This window comes from Algoriphagus sp., assembly GCF_013373065.1.
Lineage (GTDB): Bacteria > Bacteroidota > Bacteroidia > Cytophagales > Cyclobacteriaceae > Algoriphagus.
This window is the reverse complement of the sequence record NZ_JABXIN010000006.1, coordinates 89890-113602: the sequence shown is the minus strand read 5'-3', so window position 1 is coordinate 113602 and position 23713 is coordinate 89890. Positions and strand designations below refer to the sequence as shown.

The window sequence follows — 23713 nt, the reverse complement described above, 5'->3', positions numbered from 1 at the left end:
GGTTTATTGATTCTGCTTGGAAAATGCAAAAAAATGGCAGGATTTACTAAGGGATATGGGAGGAGTGGTTGTGATTTTTTAAGAGGTTTAATGTGACATTTGCTGTCATTAGTAAGAGTTTTAGTTTTAGTCTTTTCTATCTTAGAATTCCGATTTTTAAACTATGGATAGCGCTATTAAACCATTTATTATTTATAAATCCTCTGCGGGTTCGGGCAAAACCTATACGCTGACTTTAGAGTACCTGAAACTTGCTCTTCAACAACCTCAAACTGCCTTCAAACAGATTTTGGCTGTGACCTTTACCAATAAGGCTACCCAGGAGATGAAGGAACGGATTTTGAAGGTTCTGGGTCAATTAAGTCGCAAGGAAATTTCTGGCTCAGAATTAGAAAAAGTCCTGATGGAGTCCTTGGGTTTGAGTCCCGAGGAACTTCAATCCAGAGCTAAGCAAACACTCCTTCATATCCTTCACGGTTATGGGTATTTTGCTGTCAGCACCATTGATTCATTTTTCCAGCGGGTGATTCGGTCCTTTGCCAGAGAAATGGACCTGCAGGCAAAGTTCGATCTCGAAATGGATACGGATGCCGTTTTGGAGCGACTGGTGGATAGACTTGTCGAAAAAGTCAGTCGAGATAAAAACTTGAGAACTTGGCTGGTAGACTATGCCAAGGAGCAGATTGAAAATGAAAAGTCCTGGGATATCCGGTCAGGGATCAAAAGTTTGGGATCTGAAATATTTAAGGAAGGTTTCAAGACTTATAGACTACTTTTTCAACAAAGTGTAGCCCAAGAAGGCTTTCTGGGAGAATTCCGTCAACACATCCGATCTGAGCGGGCCAAATTGAAAGTCGAAGCTGAGTCCATGAAGCAAAAAGCAGAGGGAATCCGGCAGGCTCATGGTTTGGAATGGTCGGATTTTTCCGGTGGTGGAGGGACATCCAATTTTGTGATTCGACTTTCAAAATTGGGAAAAGAGGGTGAACCATTTACCCAACCTACAGAAAAACAATGGGAAAAAATCCAAGGTATTGAAACATGGTATACGGGCAAGAAAAATCCAAATGCTTCTGCTATATGTTCAGCTGCTGATGCAGGATTGAGAGATTTGCTTTTAAGCTTACCTGAAAAAGCAAAGCAATGGAATACGTTTGAGGCCTTGCACAGAAATCTCAATGCCTTTGGCGTTTTTAGAGACCTGATTTTGGAACTGCGAGAGATGAAGGATGAAGAAAGTATTCTTTTGATTTCGGATGTGAATGACTTTTTGCAGGAGATTACCAAAGACAACGATGCGCCATTTATTTATGAAAAAATAGGCAATCAATACCGCAACTTCTTGATTGATGAGTTTCAAGATACTTCGGAGTTTCAGTGGTCAAGCTTTAAGCCTTTGCTTGAAAACTCACTTGCTTCGGGCAATACCAATTTATTGGTGGGGGATGTCAAGCAATCCATCTATCGCTGGAGAGGAGGGAAGCTTGATTTGTTGTTGACTGAAGTTCAAAAGCAAATTCCCAACTCATACATTCAGGTAGAGAATCTGGATACAAATTATCGAAGCCTACCCGGGATTATTCAGTTTAATAATGCCTTGTTTCAATCGCTTCCTTCGTTGATGGAAGAGGGCATCGAAAGGGAATATGGAATTGATTCCGAGGCCTTGCTCAGTAGTGCCTTCCAGGAAGCCCACCAAAAAATTCCAGAAAAGAAGCTCCAATTAGAATTTCAGGGCAAAATACGGATTGAGTTTACTGAAAAGCCGGCGCGGTCAGGCTATCAAGCTGACGAAGAAGAAGAAGAAGAATCGGACGGAGTTTTGGAAAAGTTGCCACAACTCGTCAAAGACCTGCAGGACAGAGGCTATCAATTAAAAGATATAGCCTTCCTGGTTCGGAAAAATGCGCAAGGGGTAGAAATAGCTGATTACCTGATGGCTTATGACCGAGACAATCCTGACTCTGCCTATCGCTTTGATGTGCTTTCTGAGGAATCCCTCTTTTTGGATAAGTCTGCCGCTGTTAAATGTTTACTCGCTTTTTGGCAATACCTCAGCAATCCTTCTGACCGGGTTGCTCTAAAAACTGCCTGGTACTATTATGCTTTGCTGCATGAGATTCCTTTTTCTCACGAACTCTTTCACAAATTCAAGCAAGTGCCGGAACTAAAATCCAAGGATGAGGAATTGCAGGCTCGAACCAATGAATTTCTTCAGTTGCCTTTGTTGGAATTGATTGAGGAAAGCATTGCCTTTTTGGGTTTGATGGAGATCCAGGCTGACTTGGCCTATATCTCCGGTTTCAAAGAGGCTGTTTTTGATTTTGTGAAAAACAACCGTGCCGATTTAGTCGGATTTCTGGATTGGTGGGAACTGAACAAAAAGAAGCGGACGGTCAAAATTCCCGAGGATCATGATGCTATGCGGATTTTGACGATTCATAAATCCAAAGGACTGCAATTCAAGGTGGTGATTATGCTTTACTTGGATTGGAAGATTGTTGCTACGGGACAGCAAGCTCCTGTGATTTGGTCTGAATTTAAAGCCGAGAATGGGCTAAAAACCGTCGTTCCATTGTCTCATAAAAACAACTTGAAGGATTCCAATTTTGCCAAGGAATATAGGGATGAAGTCAAGCTGGCTTACTTGGATTCGTTGAATATGCTCTATGTGGCCTTCACACGAGCTGAGGAAGTGGTTTGGGGTTATTCGAATTTTACAAATAGTAAATCTAGTGGAGTTTCCCAAAAATCCACCGGAAATGTCCTGTATAAGATGTTGTCTTCAGATTTTCAGATTTCTGAATTTGGTTCAAATCAGCATTGGGACAAAGAAAAATTAGTTTTTGAAGCTGGTGAATGGGCAGCTTTGAAGAAAGGCGAAATCCAATCTAGTTTTGTTCCCAAACAGTTGCGATGGGAGACTCAGGACTGGCGATCCAAGCTCAAAACAAAAAACATTGCATGGGATTTTTCGGAAAATGGCTTGCAAGCTCGTGCTCAGCGCAAACTGGGTGTCATCGTCCATGAACTCTTGGCTGCTTCCCAAACCCAAGAAGATGCAGAATTGCTCCTTCAGCAATACACTTTTGAGGGAAGAATCGATCGAGAAATAGCACAAGAGGTAAGTGGCCAATTGAAGAAACTATTCGAAATCCACCAATTCCAAAGCTGGTTTGGAGGGGATTATCTGACTTTGGCAGAGCAGGGAATTCTATTGCCGGGAGGGAATCAAAAGCGACCGGATCGGGTCTTGATCGGCGATCAGGAAGTCATTGTGGTAGATTTTAAAACAGGTGAAAAATATGCCTCTCATCCCAAGCAAGTCAAAGAATACATGGATTTGGTTCATCAGCTGAGTCAGAAACCTGTCAAAGGATTTTTATGCTATTTGGAACCCACAGAAATAATTGAAGTATGATCCCATTTTTGAAAGAAACCGCCCAAAAACTTTTGGATTCGCACCATAGCATGGAAGAATTGGTGGTGGTCTTACCTAACCGAAGAGCAGGTCTGTTTTTTACCCGATATCTGGGCGAGTTGATTGATCAGCCCGTTTGGATGCCTGAGGTCAAAACGATCGAGCAGGTATTTTATGGTTTGGCTGGAAATACGCCCGCGGATGATCTGACTTTGATCTTTGAGTTGTATGAGCTTTACAGGCAAATTCAGGAGGAACCAGAGGATTTTGATCGCTTTTATTTTTGGGGAGAGTTGATTTTAAAAGACTTCAATGATCTGGACCAATTTCTGGCTCCGGCAAAAGTCTTGTATCAAAACCTTGCTGAAATCAAGGCCTTCGAGTCCGATTTAAGTTTCCTCACCCCGGAGCAACGTGACTTGATATCTCAGTTTTGGTTAGCATTTGCCAAGCAAAATGATCAGGAAAAACAAAAATTTCTTCGATTTTGGCAGATTTTGGGCCGTTTGTATGAGGACTTTCAACATCGGCTAAAAACGGCTGGATTAGCCTATTCGGGCCAATTATATCGAAAAGTAGCAGAGGATCTGGATACGATCCCGAAGCCTGATAAAAAGCATGTCTTTGTTGGCTTCAATGCATTTACATTGGCTGAGGAACGATTGATTGGGCATTTTGTCAAGGAGTTTGATGCGGAGATTTTCTGGGATCTAGATCAATATTACCTAAATGATAAACTGCAGGAAGCGGGCTTGTTTTTCAGAGATTATCATCGGGATTCTATTTTTGGAAAGACTTTTCCGGAGGAAATACCAGATCGAATCCGGCATCAGCGAGAAAATATTCATGTTCATTCCATTCCATTGAAAACCAACCAAGCCAATTTGGTAGGTAAGCTTTTGGAAGAGATTCCAGCGGAAGAGGCCTTGGAAGAGACGGTGATCATTTTACCGGATGAGCAGCTGCTTTTTCCGGTACTGCATTACTTACCTACTCAGATTGATAAGCTGAATGTGACCATGGGCTATCCGGTCAGGAATGCCCCTGTCTATGCCTTTTTGGATGCTGTTCTGGATTTACAACGCTATGTAAAAATCCGGGAAGAAGGGGTGAGCTTTTATCACAAGCCAGTGACGGATTTATTGTCATTTCCTTATCTGCTGCAGGAAGATCCAGCTCATTTCCAATCCTTGTTGGACAAAATCAAAGGTGAAAACCTTTTAGAAATCCCTGCTGATCTTTTGGTCGGCCAATCCCAATTAGCTGCGCTAGTTTTCAAGCAGGTAGACCTTTCGGAGATTTTTGATTATTTGGGACAATTGATCACCCAATTGGCCTTTATGCTACAGGAGGATGAGGTCCAGCGGTCTTATCTATTTCAGGCTTTCAAGCAGCTGAACCGAATCAAAGAGATTTTTCAAGGAAATCATTCCAAAGCCTTAAAAATTGATTTTGTACTCAAGCTCTTTCGGCAGATTTTCAGAGAACTCAAACTTCCTTTTGAGGGTGAACCACTTCAGGGACTTCAAATGATGGGGGTTTTGGAGTCCAGAAACCTGGACTTTCGAAGAGTGATCATTTGCGATCTGAATGAAGGGAGTTTTCCTCCCGGAGGAGGTATTAACTCGATGATCCCATTCAATCTTCGCAGAGCATTTGGTCTACCCGTTCAGGAGCAGAATGATGCCATTTATGCCTATACATTTTATCGGCTTTTGCATCGAGCAGAAGAAGTCCATCTGATCTATACGACGGCGGCAGATCAAGGGAAAGCAGGGGAGATGAGCCGCTTTCTTCAACAGATGCAAGCTGAGCTGCGTGTAGCTGCACCGGAAATTTCCATGGTTCCGGTGGGCTTGACTCCAGCCAAGGACATTGTGGTAGAGAAAAGCCCACAAGTTCTGAAGGAAATGGAGGCTTTTCTAGCTAATAATAATCCAGAGGAAAAAAACCGACCACTCTCCGCTTCTGCACTCAATATGTATTTGGATTGCAGGCTCAAATTTTATTTCCGCTATGTGGCTGGTTTAAAAGAGCGGGAAGAAGTGGTAACAGAGATCGACCCCTCTACTTTTGGGACTATCTTGCATAATGCCGTGGAGATTATCTATGGATTGGGTAAAAGCGAGATTGCTCGCAAAATTGATCCGCATGAAATCAAGCGCTTGATGCCTCAAGTGCAGACTGCTGTGGATCAGGCGATTCGTAATTTCTATCAACTGGAGGAGGGGAAGAAGATGGACTATTCCGGACAGTTGCAGATAGCGCGGGAGATTTTCGTCAAATATCTGGAAGCAATTTTGGAGTACGATCAGGAGAACGGGGAATTCACGATTTTAGGGGTTGAGAAGAATGTCCCGGCAAGTATTCCTGTAGAAACGAAAGATGGGACAGTCCATTTTGCCCTTCAGGGAGTCATTGACCGGGTTGATCTGAAGGATGGAGTTGTGCGATTGATTGACTACAAGACCGGTAAAGACGATAAGAAAGTGCTGTCCATCGCCTCTCTATTTGACCGAGATAAGAAGAAGCGAAATAAGGCAGCCATGCAGACCCTTTTGTATGCTTATTTCTATCAATTTGAGCATCCGGAAAATCGAAAGCCCCTGAAACCAGGGATTTTCAATATTCGGGAAATTTACAATCCGAACTTCAATCCATTCCTTCAGATGAATGGGCAGGAAATTCATGACTACCGTGAAGTGGAAGAAGAGTTTGTGTCAGGCTTATCAGCTATGCTAGGGGAGATCCTAAATCCAGAAGTTCCTTTCTCTCAAACCGAGGACGAGGAAAAATGTAAGTACTGTGCTTACAAGGAGATTTGTGGGAGGTGAATTTAAAGGAGATCGAAAACAGAATCTTTTTGATTAGGATTATTCTTTTTTGCTTGATTCCATAGGCTAACGGTAGGGCAGGAGTTTATCGGTCCATTTGCTCCAGCGTTTGGCACATGCGGCTTGGCGACGTTTAGCCGCTTTGGCCGATGAGCACTTTGTTGGCGGTAGTTTTTTATCATTAACTTCCAGGTAGTTTTTCTCCTTTAGCAGAAAGCTGCGCCAGTTTATTAATTCTATTTTTTCTTGTTTTTTCTGTCTTTGCAAGTTTGACCCATCGCAGTACAAATCTCTTGCTTGAGTCATTTATAGAATCGAAATAATCTACTGCACCATCATATTTTGAGAGCTCATCAGATAAGTCTTTAGGAATAATCAAATTATCTACGTCATCCATAAAGTTCCAAAGTCCATTTGATTTTGAGGTTTCAATGGCTTTCAAACCTGATTCGTGCATTTTCCCTTCATCTATAAGTTTTGAAGCTCTTTCTTTATATGTTCTCGCCCAATGTTCAACTTTCCGTTTTGATATTAATTGCATAGTTCTTTTATCATCTAGCTTTCGCCTAATACCATCAATCCATCCAAAGCATATCAACTCATCCAGCACTTCCCATCTCGAAACGTACTTACCTGGTTCACTTTTCTTATATGTTACTAGCCAAACACTTTCAGGTTGACGATAATTTTTCATCAGCCATGACCTAAGTTCTCCTTGAGAAGAAACTTCAACTTTATCGAAATTATCAGTTTTAATCATTCCCCTTAATTACCTCCAACCGTAAATTGTATAAATAGTGGCACAAAGTGTGGTACTTTACTATCAAACCGCTATGCAGTTAAAGCGGGCTACAAATCTTGATATTTAGCACTTGCCCTGCCATTAATCATACAAAATGTTGGCAAGCGTTTTTATCCTATTAAATCAAAACTCCACAAGATGATAGTTAAATCAAACTTGTGGAGTTCTTTTATTGATTGCTTTATATTTAACTTCTTTAGTTTGCTTACTAGTTATTTACTTTTTTCAATAAAGCTCCAAAATCATCTAACTGAACCGAGAAACTTTCTTGGCTTGGTGGGAATTCTTTAAAGGTTTTAAGAAATTCACTAATATGCCCTCCTACTTGTCCTAGTACCCAGCTTCTGTTTTCAGCCCATTCATCGTAACCACGCGCTTTAGTAAAACGCTCAAACGGGTCTAATTTTAGGTTAATTATGATAGGTGTACTTAAAAGGGTTTGTGGCGAACGGAACCATTTCTCCTGATCTCTAAACAACACTTTCCAGTCCCCATAACGCATACCATGTAGGGTCGTTTCAGTAAAATAGAAAAATTCTTTACGTTTTGTTTTTCCATTATTTAAAATCAGGTCACTTTGGTCATATCCATCTAAATGTACCTTGTAGTTTTTGCCACCAAAAGATCTTCCCTTTTTCAAATCCTCAACTAATGTTTTCTCACCAAGAAGTGATAATAGGGTAGGCATCCAATCTTCCATAGTCATAAATTCTCCTGTCGTTGAACCTGCAGGGATATGACCATCCCATTTTACAACCATAGGTACTCTGAAACCACCTTCCCATCCACCTACACCTTTTTCGCCATGGAAAGGTTGGTTACCTCCATCTGGCCAGCTGTTAGAGGCTGCTCCGTTGTCGGTTGAGAACATTACAATTGTATTTTCATCTACTCCTAATTCTTCTAATAAATCCAATAATTCCCCAACATCATCGTCTAATTCTTTCATACCATCGGCATACAAACCGTATCCTGTAATTCCATCGTAATGCTCGTTTAGGTTGGTACGATAGTGCATACGCGTCATATTATGCCAGACAAAAAATGGTTTATCATCATTTACAGCTTCTTTTATAAAGCGTTTTGATTGCTCTAGAACTTCTTGGTCTAAGTTTCTTTGACGCTCTTTTCCCCAAGGTCCCAAGTCTTCAACTTCTTGTTCACCATTAGCTTTAGCGATGGAATGAATAACACCTCGTTCTGCTAGATTATTCTCGATAACAAATTTTTCATCTTTGGGAAAATCGTATTGCTCAGGATATTCTCCAGCATTTAAGTGATATAAAATCCCGAAAAATTCGTCAAATCCGTGAGCTGTTGGTAAAAATTCATCACGATCTCCTAAGTGGTTTTTACCAAACTGTCCTGTAGCATATCCCATCGGCTTCAACAATTCGGCAATTGTTGGGTCTTTTGCTTGTAATCCTTGTGGTGCTCCTGGTAAACCGACGGTACTTAAACCCGTTCTCATAGGATATTGCCCTGTAATAAAAGCGGCACGACCAGCTGTACAAGACGCTTGTCCGTAATGATCCATAAAAATCATACCTTGATCGGCTATACGGTCGATATTTGGGGTTGTACCTCCCATCATACCGCGGTGGTAAGCACTAATATTCCACATCCCAACGTCATCACCCCAAATGATAAGGATATTTGGTTTTTTGTTGTTTTGTGCCATAGCCATTGTAAATGAAAGGAAGGCTATTAAGAAAAATGATAAATTTCTCATGTTCTTCAATGTTTACAGTTTATACGTTTTGTTTAAAATGTTTGCCAACGGCTCGGCTATATGCAGTAGCGTGAAAAACAGCCTTGTTTTTATTCAACTAAGATAGCAAATAAGCCCAAAAAACCTTTCTCATTCAATCCAGAACCCAAGCTATTGCTTTTAGCCATTGTTAGCCACTATTATTTTTCATTAAGAAATTCAATAATCGATTCCGCGAATTCCTTTGAAAAAGGTGTACTCATATGGTCTCCACTAACGATGCTCAATCTACTTTTGGGTAATTGTTCTTGTAATTCTTTTGGATTACCATTGTCTAAATCTACATCTCCACAAATTACCAAAGTCTTTACATTTATATTATTGAGTTCCGCAATTGATGTTTCAGGTTGATAGTCCTGTAAATAGCCCATTATTTTAAAGTTCACATCGAGATCTTTTGCGAATTCTACAGCTTCTCTAGTCATTTCATTTGGCTCAGTCCTACCAGAAAAAACATCTCCAAATTGGATTCTTCTGTACCAATTAGGATCAGTGAATCCAATACCCATTCCCCCAAAAACAGCTTTAGTAACTCGGTTATCCTTAGTAAGTAAATTTGCTAGTACAATAGAACCCCTTGAATAGCCAATAGCAGCATAGGTTTTAATGTCTAAATGGTCTATCAGTGCAATTAAATCTTTTATTTCAGCACCATCTTTATAGGCATTTTCATCTAAAGGTTTATCTGAATCACCATTTCCTCTCAAATCTGGTATAATTACTCTATAACCTTGATTAATAAGTTGTTTTTTTAATTCCGATTTTCCCCAATTCCAATCTCCATCGACTATAAAACCATGGATTAACAGAACGACCTGCCCATCGCCACTATCGGTATAAGCAATTTTTGTCCCGTCATATGAGATGAAATCTTTTTTGCTTTCATCTTGTGATTTGCAAGAGATCAAAAATAAAATTACTATAATGATTGATCTATATATTCTCATTTTTCCTGATTGTGGCTAATGTGCTCGGCTATGATTTCGTTGCGGGCAGAAAATCAATAGATTTTCAACCGCACTAAAATCAGCCGTTTAAAAATACAATTTTTGATTGAAGTTTGATCCTAGCAATGAATTATAGCCGTTTTTGTGCATTCGTTATTTATTTAATTCAGATTCTATTTCTTTTAATTGAGTTTTCAACTCACTCATTGCATAAGTCATATTTCTATATGCAATAGGTATATAATCTCCTGAAAGAACTAGAAATTCATTGAAGCGTGGGTCATTCATTGATTTATTATTGATTAAATAATTTACTTTAATCCCGTTTATCGAATCTGGTATAACTTCTTTGTCAAATAGTGTGGCTACTAAATCATTTTTTTTATAAAGTTGTCTTTTAATTAAATCATTTATCCAAAATTCAACCCCAGTTAATTTAACCTCATATAGGTTAGTAATATTGTTTCTAAGTTCTGAATTTGAAATTCTGTCTAGTCCAGTAGATTTGATAGATTCATACGGGCTATAATTAAAAACAACAGCGATCCCACCTCTTCTAACTTTAGTGAAATAATACATTAATGAATCTTCGGGATAATTTGGATTATTTCGAATGGTTGCTAACTTATTTACGCTATACTTTAACTTTTCAAGTTCCTTTAAGCCTCCTTCAATGTTATAAATATCAATTTCAATAGCGTTTTTGATTTCATTTAGCATTGTCAATTCATAGGTTCTATTTAATTTATCTTGATTATTATTGTTTATTTGCAATGCTATCAAAATTCCAATAACAACAAGTATAATTTCTCCAATGGCATAAGTCAGGTATTTTCCAATTTTACCTTCTCTAAGTATATTTTGTCTAATTTTTCTAAAGAATTTTATCATTGGTTAGCAGTTTCTGGTAATGAAGCACAACTTGCTTTTCAATCTACTTTTAGTTGTTTTAACCCAATAATAATGAGGGATAAGTATACTTTTTTTATTTTAAATTTTCATGGTTTCTCTTTTTAACAAGGGTTCCAATAATGAAACTCAATCAGCTTTCCTTCCTTAAACAGAAAGAAAAAGCCATCGTCGGCATTGGTAAATCTACCCCCAAGGCTGAATAGGTTTTCATCGTCTCGTCCGTAGATTTGGATTGGTTCGGCTTTCTTTCCGAAAAAACTTTCTACTTCACTTTGAGTGGTTTTTCCACTGAATTCAACCTCTTGGTAATAAGTCCATTTGATTTCACCTTCTGGGTCGAAAAGTACCAACTCTGCAATGTAACCCTCTTTAGCATTTCCAATCCATGTGATTGAAGGATAGATGAGCTCGTAATACGTTTTTCCCTGTTCCTCATTAGAATGGAAGCCACATTCGTAGTCCGTGTCAGTCCTTTTGGTCGGACCGTATTTTTCAAAAATACTCTTGATTCCTTGCTGGTGAAAAGGAAGGCCATCTATAAAAACATACTCCACATCAAGAGTCTTAACTTCTTGAAAATAAGGGAATAGTAAATAAAAAATGAAAGTGAAGTTAACCCAGGTCATTCGTCTTCTAGCTCCACAATCACTTCAATTTCTACCGCAATATTATTTGGTAAAGCAGCTACTCCTACTGCCGATCGGGCATGTTTTCCTTTTTCCCCAAACACTTCTACCATCAAATCCGAAAAACCGTTGATCACCGCAGGGTGTCCTGTAAAATCAGGCGCGGAATTTACCATCCCGAGAACTTTGACAAATTGCTTGATTCGGCTAAGGTCTCCCGTAGCAGCCTTTAACACAGCAATGATTTCCAAGCCGGTTTCTTGGGCAGCTTGATATCCTTGTTCAGGCGTCAGATCTTCACCAACTTTTCCAAATACATCCGGTCCATTTCCAGCCAAGTATAGCATGTTGCCAACTTGTCTCCATTTGACATAATTTGCCATGGGCTGACTGACTTCGGGGAGTTCAAGTCCTAATTCTTTGATGCGTTGTTCCGGGCTTTGCGCATTGGCAAATTGAAAAAAAGAAAAAGACAGAAAGCATAAAATCAGGTATTTTTTCATTGGATTATTGGTTGATCAAACCTAATCTAGCAGAAATTTTCGAATTCATCTACCCAAGCAACTTCATCATGTCTGAAATTCATATTCTTCCTTTTGAACAGAAACTGCAATCGCATTTTGAATCTATCAATAAAGAATGGGTTGAAGAGCTATTTTCCTTGGAGGAATTCGATAAGATGCAATTGGAAAACCCCCAAGAAACCATCATTGATCGGGGAGGAGCCATTTTATTTGCTGAACTAGATGGTCAAATTGTAGGCACTGTAGGACTTTCAAAAATCAATGAAAAGACCTATGAATTGATAAAAATGGGAGTCAGAAAGTCAGCTCAGGGTAAAGGTGTTGGGATGAAATTGGGAAAGGCAATATGTGAAATGGCTTGGTCTTTAGGTGCTGAAAAAGTAGAATTATATTCCCATTCCAAGCTGGGACCTGCCATCAAAATTTATCAAAAACTTGGGTTTGAAGAAGAGGAGCCAGAAGCGGGGAAATATGCCCGCTGTGATGTGAAAATGGTCTTGAAAAATCCAAATTTGTCCTGTAACTGATAATTATCAGGTTCTTCTTTGATTTCCCTCAAGGGAATCTTCTAAAGTATTTTCGACCTTGGTATAAACCAAAACGGAGAAAAAACTATGAAGACCATCGTTGTTCCCTTTGACTTTTCATTTTACTCCTTAGAAGCATTGAAAACAGCCCAGAAAATTCAGGCTAAAGCAGATGCTAAGATTCTTTTGGTGACAGTCATTCCATCTGAGATTGATTTTGAAAAGCTCTCTGAAGAAGCTCAAAAAAGATATCCGGAATTGATCGAACAAAAGGAGGAGGCGGAAGAAGTCCTTCCAGAATACATCCAAAAAGTCGCACCAGCGAAAGCTCCTATTGAACAAATAGTAAAAATAGGAGTGCCTTATGAGCAAATTCTGCGAGTGGCACAAGCAAATCAGGCTGATATGATCGTGATGGGAGCTTACGGAAAAGGGTTCGAAGAGGGAAAATTCATAGGTTCTAATCTCCAAAAAATGTTGAGGCTCGCCCCCATGCCCGTTTTGGCTGTTAAGAAGGCTATGGATGGGAATGATTTCAGAAAGATTGCTTTCGCATCGACATTTCATGAAGATGCACCAAAAGCATTTGCAGAGATCAAACCCTTAGTAAAAGCCTTTAAGGCTTCTGTCCATCAGTTATTTATCAACACCCCGGAAAAGTTTGCTTCATCTGAGGAAATCAAAGAAGGAATGAACTTATTCCAGGCAGGCAATGAAGAAATCGTTTTTCATCAGCATACCTACAGTGCCCGAGAAGTAGAAAAGGGAATTGTGGCATTTTGCGAAGAAGAGCGAATCCACTTGGTGGTTTTGGTTTCAGGTGATCATTCCGGAAGTCCGGCTTATCAGATCGGTGTAACTGAGACTGTTTTGTACCAAGGAGATTTAGGAATTCTTAGCTTGAAGGTTTGAGGGATTGGAAGAAAGAACGGATGGGTCGAGTACCACATTAATTGGGTGTCGCCAGTGGACAACGGCGGCACCCAAATTATATAAGCCCCTCGAGAACTCTTTAGCAACATTTGAAAGCGTGGAAAAAGGAATGTCTGTCTTATGGTTTTTAGCCATCTCAAACAATTCCTCAATCATACTATCGGCCTCTTCCTCATTTTTTAGCATCCAATTAGGCATCATGACTTTTCCATTTTCTGTTTCCACCATCTGATCGACCTCAATAATTCGTTCTTGGATTTTAATCTTCAATCTTTCCAGGAAGTCTTTCGGAAGATTCCGAGTGGAATTTTCAAGTTCTTTAATATTGTGTTGAATGTCTTTAAAGTCTTTGGCAGCAAAAATCATCAATCGGGTTGAAAGCATTAGTGAGAGTAGTTTTTTTGCCTCTTGCTCATTGATGCTTGATTTTTGAAGTTTTAAGTGGTAATCCGTGACTTCGTCTTCGATGTATTTCAGTTGTCGGTATAGGTCCAAATATTCCACTGGATGCTTTAAAATTTGCTCAAAAATCCCTTTTTGATGATGAGGCTCATCGTCCAAATTCATGGTCAACTTGATAAATCGTTTTGTCTTTGCGTATAAAATCAAAAGTTCTTTTTCCAATGCTTGTATTGCAGCTTCGGGAATAGCTACATCTACGTTTTGGATATATCGAGTGTGAGGTACCTGTTTTGAAACAAAGCGATTTTGTAGCCAAAATGTAAGTGGCTTCAGGAAGGGGAAGAATAATATAATTCCAAAAAGATTTAAAAACGTATTGAAAAGGGCTAAATCAAATAAGGGGTCCTGTCCAAATTCCATCGAATTGATCCACCTTACAATGAGGGGGACAAAGAAAAATACAATCATCCCAGTGACTACATTGAATAAAAAGTGAAGGAGAGCTAATCGTTTTTTATCAGGAGTTCCTCCTATAGCACCCAAGGTCACCGTGATGGTGGTACCGATATTGGCTCCAATTGCTGCGGCAGCCGCTTGATCTAAGGCTAAAATCCCGGAATTGATAGCACTTAGGAGGATCACCATGGTGGCAGAACTTGATTGGATCAATGCGGTGAGAACAAGCCCAACTAATAAAAACACGATTAATCCATATTGGGTAAATTCAGAAAAATCAATAGCACCTGAAAGACTTTCTATGGATACTTTCATCAAATCCATACCAAAAAACAAAAAGCCAAATCCAACTAAAAAAAAACCAAAGTTTTTAATGAATAGGTTTCTCCCAAGGAGAATAGTAACCATGGCGCCAATCCCAATAAAGGGTAAAGAAAACGACGCAATGCTGACTTTGAATCCGAGAAGAAATACGATCCAGGCTGTAACGGTAGTACCCAGGTTGGCACCTAAAATTACTCCCAAAGCATGCTTCAAACTTAGAACGCCAGCCCCCAAAAATGCCAAAACCATTAATGTGACAAGGGAGCTACTTTGAAGTATAGAAGTGATCAGTGTTCCTGTCAGTATCCCTTTCAGGGGCTTATTGGTGAATTTCTGGATTAGGTTGCGAAATGATTTACCTGTCAGCTCTCGGAGACCCGATTCCATTTGATTCATTCCGAAAAGGAAGATTCCTAATCCGGCTAGAAACTGCCAAAAATTTAAATTCACTTCAGTAGGATTTTTATGTTAATAAACATCTTCTGATGCTGCAAAGCAGTAGACTTAAATTACAAAAAAAACTAACTGCAAAGGGGGCAGGGCAAAAATTTACCAGAAACGGAATCGCTTTTCGTAGATCCTGTTTCGGAATATCCAGTTTTGAAAAATGTCTTGAGACCAGTGAATTTCTAATCCAACATTGACCGTCATATATCCGTCAAATCGATGTCTCAAACCAGAGCCTCTTCTTACTCTTCCATTATTTCGAAGAATTTTGTCAATGTCTGGTAATCCATTATCATCCAAGAAATCAGGGTTTCGTATGGCCAAACGAAGTCTATCAGGATTTTTCCCGGATACATAATCATCAACCAAATCCAAGTAAAACTCACTGACATTGTAAGCTGAAATGTCGTCCATGTAATCCGTCAAAGTAAACCGGTAGTTTCCTTCGAATTTCAAATCCATGTATACATTCAACTTATACTTAAATCCCAAACCCATGGGGAATACCATGATATATCTGTTGTATGGATTGTTTTCGAGTTGATAAGGTCGAAGATCGACCCATTCTCCATCCAATTGCGCCTGTGGATTATTTGTGGACATTCCTAGACCAAAGAAAATGTAAGGATTCCAAAGAGGGCGGTGAATATTGGGTACTCTGACAGGATGCCAGTAATATTCTATAATTCCAGTCAATTCTAAATTTCTTGCCCTAAAATGAAGATCCCTCGGTGTACGATAAGCTCTCGGGTCAGAAGGAGGATCTTGACCAGACATTTTGATATAAGAGAATTCCCCTCTTGCTCTTAAGTGCGTACCAAAGGTATAATTGAAGGCAAAGTTTGCATTCCAGTCCGGTTGAATACCTTCGTTGTATTTCCAAAAGGAATAAAGTTCGCCAAAGTATTGCGTAGGTCCAATACTTGCCGAAATGGACCATGGCTCCTCAAACCGATAGCGGTAAAAACTTTGCGAAGTTCCAATCAACGCAAAACTGAAAAAAAAGAATAAAAATATTACTAGCTTTCTCATTATCAGGCTCATACGGAGCCGCTTGGACTTATCTTCGAAAATTACCCTAATTTTTTAAATTTTCAAATCCAGAGCGTAGATGCAAATCTCTTTGAGGAAATGGTATTTCAATCCCTTCTTCTCTAAATCGCTTAAAAATCTCAAAGTAAAGCTGACTCTTTAATACTCTAGGTCGGTTGACATATTCAGAAGTCCAAACCCTCAAATTGAAATTGATGCTGTTATCACCATATTCTTCAAAAAGAACGTCTGTTTCCGGTTTATCCAGTACCCCTTTGTTGTCTGAAGCTACTTCCAATAAGATTTTTCGGATTTTTTCCGGATCCTCTCTATAAGCCACTCCAACAGGGAAATTGAATCGAACCATTCGATCCGAATGAGACCAGTTAATAACCTGATTATCAATAAATTGACTGTTTGGGACTATGATGGTAATGTTGTCATTTGTAACAACCATTGTGGAGCGGGCAGAAATCTTTATGACATCCCCATTCACATTCCCAACTTCGATTCGATCACCAACTTTGATGGGTTGTTCAAAAAGGATAATCAGTCCACTGATGAAGTTATTGGTGATGTTTTGAAGACCAAAACCGATACCCACACCGATGGCTCCGGCTAATACACCAAATGCACTAAGATCAATACCATTAGTTTGAAGAATGGAAAAAATACCCGCTAAAATCAGGATATATTTAACCATCGTCCCAATGGACAACCTTGTTCCTTCAGTAATGTGGTATTTTTTAAGAATACGATTGACAAGTAGCCTTCTAATCCATTCCGAACCGACAAAAAGGACTAAAAATGAAATTGCTAATGTGAGTAATAAACCTATCGTTAACTTGGACTCCCCTAGGTTAAAGAGACTGAAATTCATCATTTCTTCAAACCAGGATAAAAAATCAAAGCCTTTTGTATTCGTGTCTGAGTTTAATGCAGATTGCATATGAGCGTATGCTATTTTTGATATTTTGACGGCAAAATATTAATAAATATTGATCCAAGAGTGGTATCAGTGCTATGATATTACTAATCAAAATAAAATTTTGTTTTTGAGACATGATATCCACCAATTAAAAATTTCTGATGGAAAAGGGTTAATTTTGAATCATGAGTAAGCAACGAGAAGAACTTGAACACCGGCTCAAACTCCGGAATATTAAAATAGCTGATTACGAGGATATTAAAGAAATCATGGCTTCTATCTATCGTGATAAAGCAATGACTTGGTCTCGCCAAGAACTCAAGAATCAGATTAAGGTCTTTCCTGAAGGGCAGATCTGTATCGAGGATAATGGTAAAGTTGTAGCCGCAGCCTTAAGTATTATTGTGGATTATTCTCAATTCGGCGATAACCATACCTATGATCAAATCACAGGGTATGGAAAATTTGATACGCATGATGAAGAAGGGGATACACTTTATGGTACCGATGTGTTTGTGCATCAAGAGTATCGAGGGATGCGTTTGGGAAGGCGACTCTATGATGCGAGGAAAGAGCTGTGTGAAAATTTGAATTTACGCTCAATCATCGCAGGTGGCCGAATTCCTGGCTATTCTAAATATGCCGAGGAAATGACTCCCCGGAAGTACATTGAATTGGTGAAGAATAAGGAGATTTTTGACCCGGTTCTTTCCTTTCAGCTCGCCAATGAATTCCACGTTCGAAAAGTAATTACCAAATACCTTCCTGAGGACAAGGATTCACGCGCTTATGCTACGCTTCTGGAATGGATTAATATTTATTATGAGAAGGACGAAAAACTTATTGGAAACAAGAAGTCGATTGTTCGCTTGGGTTTAGTCCAATGGAAAATGCGTCGTTTTTCCAATGTGGATGATTTGATGCAGCAGGTGGAATTTTTTGTGGATACCATTTCAGGGTATAAATCTGATTTTTGTCTTTTCCCAGAGTTTTTCAATGCGCCTCTTCTAGCTGAATTCAATGATATGGATGCCTCAGAGGCAATTCGAAATTTGGCTGATTACACGGAGGAAATCGTCAGCAGAATGAGTGAATTGGCGGTGTCTTACAACGTGAATATTATCGCAGGATCCATGCCCGAATATGACGGGAAGAAGCTTCGAAATGTAAGTTACCTCTGTCGCCGTGATGGTACCCATGATAAGCAATACAAACTCCATATTACGCCAGATGAAGCTTCCTATTGGGGCTTACAAGGAGGAAATGGAATCCGGGTTTTTGATTCAGATGCAGGTAGGGTAGGAATTTTGATTTGCTACGATGTGGAGTTTCCTGAATTGGGAAGAATCTTAGCAGAACAGGAAATGGATATCCTGTTTGTTCCATTTTGGACTGATACAAAAAATGCCTTTTTACGTGTAAATACCTGTGCTCGCGCTCGTGCAATAGAAAATGAATGTTACGTTGCGATTACAGGATCTGTAGGTAATTTGCCGAAGGTTGAAAATATGGATATTCAATATTCTCAGGCTGCCATTTACAGTCCGTCGGATTTTTCATTTCCGCATGATTCTATTGTAGCTCAGGCCTCTGAAAATGCCGAAACGACTATCGTTGCCGATGTGGACTTGGATTTATTGACCAAGCAGCGGAAAGCAGGTAGCGTCCGAAACCTAGAACAACGAAGACTTGATCTTTACTCGATTCAATGGAAACAGAAGAAATAATCAAGGACTATTTTAGTCACATACCCGATGCTGTTTGGTCTAAAGCCGAACACGTAAAATTGCTCATTACAGACATAGATGGCGTCATGACTGATGGTGGAATCATTTATGACAATGAGGGAATGGAATTGAAAAAATTTCAGGTAAAAGATGGGTATATCGTCCAGTTCCTTAGAAGAAACCGCATTATGGTAGGAGCAATTACCGGAAGAAAATCCCAAGTGGTCGAAAACCGATGTGAAGAACTCCGATTTGATTTTCACTATCATGGCATTAAGGATAAAGGAAAAAAGCTATCGGAACTTTTGGAAACATTGGAATTGGAGGAAAAAGAGGTAGCCTATATAGGAGATGATTTGATTGATCTTCCGATCATGAAGCGAGTGGGCTTATCGGCTTGTCCTGCTGATGCAATTTCCTACATTAAGCATCAAGTTGATTTTGTAACCTCTAAATCTGGAGGAAATGGAGCATTTCGGGAAGTTGCAGATTTATTATTGCATGCGAGAGGAAAACTGGTTCCTTTAATTGAATCTCTTACAGAAAAAAATGATGAATAGAACCAATCAGATTATGAAGATCACCGATAAGGTGGTTTTGGGAGAAGATAAACCTGTTCTTTTTGCTGGTCCTTGTGCAGTTGAAAGTTATGATATCTGTCTGGAAATTGGCACGAAAGTAAAAGCTTGGGCCGATGAGCATGGCTTTTCTTATGTTTTTAAAGCCTCTTTTGATAAAGCAAACCGAACTTCTGCCTCATCTTTCAGAAGCATTGGAATGAATAAGTCCTTGGAGGTTTTACAGCGTGTAGGCAAAGCTCTTGATGTGCCCTTGGTAACAGATATTCACGAAAGCTATCAAGCCAAGGAAGTTGCAGAAGTGGTGGATGTGCTTCAAATTCCGGCCTTTTTATGCCGTCAAACGGATTTGTTGCTTGCTGCTGCCGAAACAGGAAAAGCTGTCAAAATCAAGAGAGGACAATTTATGGCTCCCGAGGATATGCAGTTTGCTGTAAAAAAAGTACGATCTGCAGGAAATGATAATGTATGTCTTACTGAAAGAGGATATTCTCTTGGATACCATAATTTGGTGGTTGATATGCGGGCGCTGCCTGTGATGCGCCAATTTGCTCCTGTGGTATTTGATATTACTCACTCCGTTCAACAACCGGGAGGACAGGGAGGAAGTAGTGGCGGGCAACGGGAATTTGCGCCGTTTTTGGCTCGGGCTGCAGCAGCAACAGGGATAGATGGTTTTTTTATCGAAACGCATCCTGAACCTGCCAAAGCTTTAAGTGATGGACCGAATTTGATTCCGCTTCATCGAATGGGAGATTTTCTGACCATGCTGAAAGAAGTTTGGGATTTAGGTAGAAAATATCAGGACTTCCCCATAGAATAAGTTCTCATGAAATCCTTTTTTCCTTTTGTTTTTCTTTTTCTAAGCCATTTCTCATTTTCTCAAAATGTTGGTGAACAAATAAAGCTTCGATTAGAAGGAGTTCAGGAAACTGGAAAATTGGAACTAAGAGGAAGGGGAATTAGGGAAGTTGAATTCATAAAGGATTTTTATTCAAAGCGCTCCTTCGAACCCCTCTGGATAAATGACGGAGATCTTTCAGAATTAGCATATGAGTTACGATATGAAATTGGTCAAGCTCGGTATGATGGGTTGAATTCCTTGGATTATCATCTATTCTTAATTCAAGCGTTTTTTGAATCAATTGAAGCCAATAAAAAATCTGGTTTTGAGGTACCGGAGGAGGATTTGGCTGATCTGGAGCTGTTTTTAAGTGATGCTGTCATTCAGTTTGCTCTGCATTTGGATCAAGGAAGAATTAATCCTAGGACGTTGAAGCAATCCTGGAACATTCCTAAAAAGGTTTCAACTTTTGACCCCTTGATTTTTTTGAACAAAGTAGAGAAAAGCCAAGAGCTCAGACCATTTTTAATCGAATTGTATCCAGAGTTTCCGATTTATACAAAGGGTAGGGAAGTCATTCGGGATTTAGAAGAAAAAATGGATCAGGCTGATTTTGACTGGAGTGAACTTCGGAGCAATAAATCCCTGAAGGTAGGAGACAGTCATTCGCTTATCCCTGAAATCCGTCGGCGTTTGGCATTTTGGGATTATTGGAAAGGGGAGGATCTTGATAATAAAGAATATGATTCTTTGCTTCTTGAATCTGTTCTTAATTATCAGGAAGATAAAGGCCTAGCTGTCGATGGGGTTCTTGGTAAAAACACTTTTGCAGCTTTGAATCAGTCCCCGCAAAATTTAATCAGTCAGATAGCGGTTAATTTGGAGCGACTACGATGGCTTGATGATTCAAAAATGAAATCAAAATCGATTCTCGTAAATATCCCAGGCTACGAATTAGTGTTTTGGGATAAAGGAGAAACGGTTTTTTCTTCTAAGGTGATTGTTGGAGAATATAAAAACCAAACACCTGTTTTTCAGGCTTCGATGAGCCATTTGATTTTTAGTCCTTATTGGAATGTTCCTGAGTCCATTGTCTACAAAGAACTAATTCCATCCATCAGAAGGAATCCCAATTATTTGGCGAGGAATAATATGGAAGTACTTTCTTATTCGGGGAAAAAGGTTGATCCAAGTACCGTAAATTGGAAAGCTCGTTCCATCCCTTATCTCATTCGTCAAAATCCAGGCCCTTCCAACTCTCTAGGCTTGGTGAAATTTATGTTTCCCAATCCTTATAACGTGTATATCCATGATACGCCTGCTAAGCACCTATTTGACAGGGAAAATAGGTCTTTGAGTCATGGCTGTATTCGTCTGGCAAGACCGCTTGATTTCGCAAAATTTCTATTGAAAGATCAAGAAGAATGGACTGAGGAAAAAATCAAAGAAGCTATGAGTCAGGATCATGAAGTCAGAGTAGAATTAACAACGGCTATCCCAGTCTATGTCCTTTACATGACCTTGTGGGAAGATGAATTTGGGAATCCCCAGTTTAGAAGAGACATATATGGTCGAGATCCTGAACTATTAAGTAGGCTGGGTAAATAAGGCCTCAGATAGGATGGGTGAATTACTGAGGTATTGAGAATCTTGGCCATAAATAAAGATCAGGGATCCATTTTTAATTAAGTCGATAGCCTCTTTCGAAATTTCTGAAGGTAAAGCAGGGCAACCTAGACTTCTTCCCAACCTTCCTGAGGATTTTGCAACTTCTTCCCGTGCATAGTCTGCTCCATGGATTACGATGGCACGATCTCTTGCTTTATCATTGAAGCCTTTCTCCAAACCATCCAATCGTAAGGAATAGCCATGCTTTCCCTGATAGGTTTCTGCCGTTTTATAAAAGCCCAAGCTACTTTTATAAGAATTAGGAATATTTGAGAATGACTCTGCGAATAAATTTCCAGAATTACGTCCGTGTGAAACTACAGTATGAAGTTTTACCTCTAACGTATTTGGATCAATCACCCACATCCTTTTTTCAGTTGATGGTAGACTAAAATCAATGATTGTCAACATGGGGTTTGAAAGATCGTTTTCGAGTAAAGCCCATCCTGCCAGCGCTTTTTCGAAGATTTCTCTTTCTGGTAAATTATTTGATTTCTCACTTAGTTGGGTGTAAGCATCCTTTACATGGATTATCTTTTCATGCTTGGGCTTTGTTGGAGTAGTTTTGGAAGTATGTCCTAAAGACAACATTCCTGCTAATAAGATTTGTATGATATTCATAGTGGTTGTTTTCTGGGTTGTTTTTCACAGTTTCCGTTAAGTAAACCTTTAGGAAAGATGATTAAGTTCTTTTTGAACCTTTTTTAATTATTTCAGCGTTTTTTGGTTAGTGTTCAAATAAAGAACGCAGTCTACAGAAATAAAATTCTATTTTTGTCTGAAAATTTAAAAATATGGAAATCAGGGAGTTAATTTCTTTGTTTAAAGAAATTCAATAAATATTAAACAAAAAGAAAATTTTCCCTGTTCAAAGCAGTAATGAAAGTAACAGTTATTCGTAAGGAACATTTCAACGCAGCTCACCGGCTTCACAATCCAAATTGGACTGAAGAAAAGAACCAAGAGGTTTTCGGGAAGTGCAATAATCCTAATTACCATGGTCACAATTATGATCTGCATGTGATGCTGCGAGGAGAAATTGATCCGGAAACTGGATATGTTTACGACATGAAATTGCTCAGTGATTTAATCAAAGAGCATGTACTAAATAGATTTGATCACAAAAATTTAAACTTGGATACCGATGAATTTAAAGCACTCAACCCAACTGCAGAAAACATTGCAGTGGTTATTTGGAATATTTTGAGGGATAAAATTGATCGGAAATACGATTTAAGCATTCGGCTTTATGAAACAGAAAGAAACTTTGTTGAATACGATGGGAATTGATATTTCCCGCACTTCATTTGAAGAATTGGGAGAAGAGCATGTAGCGACTTCTCTGGAGACTCCGCTTCGCGAAGATGCTTTTAAAATGGACGACGATCTGAAGATCGAGTTGATAGAAAAGCATTTCAAAGAAATCATGAATATCTTAGGTCTGGACCTGACAGATGATAGTTTGAAAGGTACACCACATCGAGTGGCTAAGATGTATGTCAAAGAGGTTTTCTCCGGATTAAACCCTAAAAATAAACCGAGTGCGAAGCTATTTGAAAATAAGTTTCAGTACAACCAGATGTTAGTGGAGAAAGACATCACGTTCTTTTCTCATTGTGAGCATCATTTTGTGCCAATTTACGGTAGAGCCCATGTGGCTTATATTTCCAATGGCAATGTGATTGGCCTTTCGAAAATTAATCGAATCGTTCAATATTTTTCAAAAAGACCTCAAGTGCAGGAACGTCTTACCATGCAAATTGGTAATGAATTGAAAGAGGCGCTAGGAACTGAAGATGTCGCTGTGATCATGGATGCCTACCATATGTGTGTAAGTTCGAGAGGGATAAATGATACCAACAGTTCAACGGTAACTTCATTTTATTCCGGGAAATTTGAAGCGGATGAACAAACGCGAAATGAATTTTTGAAGTATATCAATCTTGAAAAATAATTAAGCTAAACCAAGTAAGGAAGCCGGGCAGATTGTCCGGCTTTTTTATTTCAATT

The 23713-nt window shown here is 39.2% G+C and carries 21 protein-coding genes; 10 read left to right on the top strand and 11 right to left on the bottom strand.

Annotated elements, in window-relative coordinates:
• Positions 1-163: 163 nt before the first annotated feature.
• Together HWE15_RS05510 and HWE15_RS05505 are read left to right on the top strand one after the other, a co-directional pair.
• The gene (locus HWE15_RS05510) at positions 164-3421 is read left to right on the top strand and encodes a UvrD-helicase domain-containing protein (RefSeq protein ID WP_290506508.1); all 3258 of its coding nucleotides are present in this window, start codon (positions 164-166) and stop codon (positions 3419-3421) included.
• The gene (locus HWE15_RS05505; protein WP_290506507.1) at positions 3418-6255 is read left to right on the top strand and encodes a PD-(D/E)XK nuclease family protein; all 2838 of its coding nucleotides are present in this window, start codon (positions 3418-3420) and stop codon (positions 6253-6255) included. The genes HWE15_RS05510 and HWE15_RS05505 overlap by 4 nt, the downstream gene beginning before the upstream one ends.
• A gap of 2 nt (positions 6256-6257) precedes the next feature.
• Here the strand turns inward: HWE15_RS05505 and HWE15_RS05500 are convergent, their stop codons facing one another.
• The 7 genes from HWE15_RS05500 to HWE15_RS05470 all read right to left on the bottom strand — a co-directional run bounded on the left by HWE15_RS05500 (position 6258) and on the right by HWE15_RS05470 (position 11816).
• Positions 6258-6437: a hypothetical protein gene (locus tag HWE15_RS05500; RefSeq protein WP_290506506.1), complete on the bottom strand. Its 180-nt coding sequence runs from the start codon at positions 6435-6437 to the stop codon at positions 6258-6260.
• On the bottom strand, positions 6437-7015 hold the full coding sequence (locus tag HWE15_RS05495) for a YdeI family protein (RefSeq protein WP_290506505.1): 579 nt from the start codon (positions 7013-7015) through the stop codon (positions 6437-6439). The genes HWE15_RS05500 and HWE15_RS05495 overlap by 1 nt, the downstream gene beginning before the upstream one ends.
• Before the next feature lie 250 nt (positions 7016-7265).
• Positions 7266-8789, bottom strand: a complete 1524-nt coding sequence (locus HWE15_RS05490) for an arylsulfatase (RefSeq protein WP_290506504.1) — start codon at positions 8787-8789, stop codon at positions 7266-7268.
• A 179-nt stretch (positions 8790-8968) separates the two neighbouring features.
• Positions 8969-9775, bottom strand: a complete 807-nt coding sequence (locus HWE15_RS05485; protein WP_290506503.1) for an alpha/beta hydrolase — start codon at positions 9773-9775, stop codon at positions 8969-8971.
• 153 nt (positions 9776-9928) lie between these two features.
• On the bottom strand, positions 9929-10666 hold the full coding sequence (locus tag HWE15_RS05480; RefSeq protein ID WP_290506502.1) for a DUF6090 family protein: 738 nt from the start codon (positions 10664-10666) through the stop codon (positions 9929-9931).
• 122 nt (positions 10667-10788) lie between these two features.
• The gene (locus tag HWE15_RS05475) at positions 10789-11313 is read right to left on the bottom strand and encodes a hypothetical protein (RefSeq protein WP_290506501.1); all 525 of its coding nucleotides are present in this window, start codon (positions 11311-11313) and stop codon (positions 10789-10791) included.
• A complete protein-coding gene (locus HWE15_RS05470) occupies positions 11310-11816 on the bottom strand; it encodes a RidA family protein (RefSeq protein ID WP_290506500.1) in 507 nt (168 codons plus the stop codon). Before HWE15_RS05470 ends, HWE15_RS05475 begins: the two co-directional genes overlap by 4 nt.
• Before the next feature lie 68 nt (positions 11817-11884).
• On the opposite strand from HWE15_RS05470, the gene HWE15_RS05465 reads away from it, so the two are divergent.
• Together HWE15_RS05465 and HWE15_RS05460 are read left to right on the top strand one after the other, a co-directional pair.
• Positions 11885-12364 (top strand): GNAT family N-acetyltransferase, encoded by a 480-nt coding sequence (locus tag HWE15_RS05465; protein WP_290506499.1) that lies wholly within the window; start codon positions 11885-11887, stop codon positions 12362-12364.
• 87 nt (positions 12365-12451) lie between these two features.
• Positions 12452-13276, top strand: coding sequence for a universal stress protein (locus HWE15_RS05460; protein ID WP_290506498.1), 825 nt, complete (start codon positions 12452-12454; stop codon positions 13274-13276).
• On the opposite strand, the gene HWE15_RS05455 is transcribed toward HWE15_RS05460, so the two are convergent.
• From HWE15_RS05455 to HWE15_RS05445, 3 genes are all read right to left on the bottom strand, one after another.
• Complete coding sequence (locus HWE15_RS05455; protein ID WP_290506497.1) at positions 13250-14929, bottom strand: Na/Pi symporter; 1680 nt, start codon at positions 14927-14929, stop codon at positions 13250-13252. The genes HWE15_RS05460 and HWE15_RS05455 overlap by 27 nt on opposite strands.
• Before the next feature lie 99 nt (positions 14930-15028).
• On the bottom strand, positions 15029-15958 hold the full coding sequence (locus HWE15_RS05450) for a hypothetical protein (RefSeq protein WP_290506496.1): 930 nt from the start codon (positions 15956-15958) through the stop codon (positions 15029-15031).
• Positions 15959-16004: 46 nt separating this feature from the next.
• On the bottom strand, positions 16005-16907 hold the full coding sequence (locus HWE15_RS05445) for a mechanosensitive ion channel domain-containing protein (RefSeq protein WP_290506495.1): 903 nt from the start codon (positions 16905-16907) through the stop codon (positions 16005-16007).
• A gap of 164 nt (positions 16908-17071) precedes the next feature.
• Here HWE15_RS05445 and HWE15_RS05440 point away from each other — a divergent pair, with 164 nt between their 5' ends.
• Genes HWE15_RS05440 through HWE15_RS05425 form a run of 4 tightly spaced genes read left to right on the top strand, consistent with a single transcriptional unit; the run spans position 17072 to position 21643 of the window.
• A complete protein-coding gene (locus tag HWE15_RS05440) occupies positions 17072-18613 on the top strand; it encodes a bifunctional GNAT family N-acetyltransferase/carbon-nitrogen hydrolase family protein (RefSeq protein ID WP_290506494.1) in 1542 nt (513 codons plus the stop codon).
• Positions 18595-19173, top strand: coding sequence for an HAD family hydrolase (locus HWE15_RS05435; protein WP_290506493.1), 579 nt, complete (start codon positions 18595-18597; stop codon positions 19171-19173). The genes HWE15_RS05440 and HWE15_RS05435 overlap by 19 nt, the downstream gene beginning before the upstream one ends.
• Complete coding sequence (gene kdsA / locus HWE15_RS05430; RefSeq protein WP_290506492.1) at positions 19166-20014, top strand: 3-deoxy-8-phosphooctulonate synthase; 849 nt, start codon at positions 19166-19168, stop codon at positions 20012-20014. Before HWE15_RS05435 ends, kdsA begins: the two co-directional genes overlap by 8 nt.
• A 6-nt stretch (positions 20015-20020) precedes the next feature.
• Positions 20021-21643 (top strand): L,D-transpeptidase family protein, encoded by a 1623-nt coding sequence (locus HWE15_RS05425; protein ID WP_290506491.1) that lies wholly within the window; start codon positions 20021-20023, stop codon positions 21641-21643.
• Here HWE15_RS05425 and HWE15_RS05420 read toward each other — a convergent pair.
• Positions 21623-22324, bottom strand: a complete 702-nt coding sequence (locus tag HWE15_RS05420; protein WP_290506490.1) for a murein L,D-transpeptidase catalytic domain family protein — start codon at positions 22322-22324, stop codon at positions 21623-21625. The two genes, HWE15_RS05425 and HWE15_RS05420, sit on opposite strands and share 21 nt — an antisense overlap.
• Before the next feature lie 258 nt (positions 22325-22582).
• On the opposite strand from HWE15_RS05420, the gene HWE15_RS05415 reads away from it, so the two are divergent.
• Together HWE15_RS05415 and folE are read left to right on the top strand one after the other, a co-directional pair.
• Complete coding sequence (locus HWE15_RS05415) at positions 22583-22993, top strand: 6-carboxytetrahydropterin synthase (protein ID WP_290506489.1); 411 nt, start codon at positions 22583-22585, stop codon at positions 22991-22993.
• Positions 22953-23657: a GTP cyclohydrolase I FolE gene (folE, locus tag HWE15_RS05410; RefSeq protein WP_290506488.1), complete on the top strand. Its 705-nt coding sequence runs from the start codon at positions 22953-22955 to the stop codon at positions 23655-23657. Before HWE15_RS05415 ends, folE begins: the two co-directional genes overlap by 41 nt.
• Positions 23658-23713 lie beyond the last annotated feature (56 nt).

Excerpts from the sequence above, each read along its gene's own strand:
- HWE15_RS05510 (WP_290506508.1), top strand. The coding sequence starts at position 164 with ATGGATAGCGCTATTAAACCATTTATTATTTATAAATCCTCTGCGGGT.
- HWE15_RS05505 (WP_290506507.1), top strand. The coding sequence starts at position 3,418 with ATGATCCCATTTTTGAAAGAAACCGCCCAAAAACTTTTGGATTCGCAC.
- HWE15_RS05500 (WP_290506506.1), bottom strand. The coding sequence starts at position 6,437 with ATGATAAAAAACTACCGCCAACAAAGTGCTCATCGGCCAAAGCGGCTA.
- HWE15_RS05495 (WP_290506505.1), bottom strand. The coding sequence starts at position 7,015 with ATGATTAAAACTGATAATTTCGATAAAGTTGAAGTTTCTTCTCAAGGA.
- HWE15_RS05490 (WP_290506504.1), bottom strand. The coding sequence starts at position 8,789 with ATGAGAAATTTATCATTTTTCTTAATAGCCTTCCTTTCATTTACAATG.
- HWE15_RS05485 (WP_290506503.1), bottom strand. The coding sequence starts at position 9,775 with ATGAGAATATATAGATCAATCATTATAGTAATTTTATTTTTGATCTCT.
- HWE15_RS05480 (WP_290506502.1), bottom strand. The coding sequence starts at position 10,666 with ATGATAAAATTCTTTAGAAAAATTAGACAAAATATACTTAGAGAAGGT.
- HWE15_RS05475 (WP_290506501.1), bottom strand. The coding sequence starts at position 11,313 with ATGACCTGGGTTAACTTCACTTTCATTTTTTATTTACTATTCCCTTAT.
- HWE15_RS05470 (WP_290506500.1), bottom strand. The coding sequence starts at position 11,816 with ATGAAAAAATACCTGATTTTATGCTTTCTGTCTTTTTCTTTTTTTCAA.
- HWE15_RS05465 (WP_290506499.1), top strand. The coding sequence starts at position 11,885 with ATGTCTGAAATTCATATTCTTCCTTTTGAACAGAAACTGCAATCGCAT.
- HWE15_RS05460 (WP_290506498.1), top strand. The coding sequence starts at position 12,452 with ATGAAGACCATCGTTGTTCCCTTTGACTTTTCATTTTACTCCTTAGAA.
- HWE15_RS05450 (WP_290506496.1), bottom strand. The coding sequence starts at position 15,958 with ATGAGAAAGCTAGTAATATTTTTATTCTTTTTTTTCAGTTTTGCGTTG.
- HWE15_RS05445 (WP_290506495.1), bottom strand. The coding sequence starts at position 16,907 with ATGCAATCTGCATTAAACTCAGACACGAATACAAAAGGCTTTGATTTT.
- HWE15_RS05440 (WP_290506494.1), top strand. The coding sequence starts at position 17,072 with ATGAGTAAGCAACGAGAAGAACTTGAACACCGGCTCAAACTCCGGAAT.
- HWE15_RS05435 (WP_290506493.1), top strand. The coding sequence starts at position 18,595 with ATGGAAACAGAAGAAATAATCAAGGACTATTTTAGTCACATACCCGAT.
- kdsA (WP_290506492.1), top strand. The coding sequence starts at position 19,166 with ATGAATAGAACCAATCAGATTATGAAGATCACCGATAAGGTGGTTTTG.
- HWE15_RS05425 (WP_290506491.1), top strand. The coding sequence starts at position 20,021 with ATGAAATCCTTTTTTCCTTTTGTTTTTCTTTTTCTAAGCCATTTCTCA.
- HWE15_RS05420 (WP_290506490.1), bottom strand. The coding sequence starts at position 22,324 with ATGAATATCATACAAATCTTATTAGCAGGAATGTTGTCTTTAGGACAT.
- HWE15_RS05415 (WP_290506489.1), top strand. The coding sequence starts at position 22,583 with ATGAAAGTAACAGTTATTCGTAAGGAACATTTCAACGCAGCTCACCGG.
- folE (WP_290506488.1), top strand. The coding sequence starts at position 22,953 with ATGAAACAGAAAGAAACTTTGTTGAATACGATGGGAATTGATATTTCC.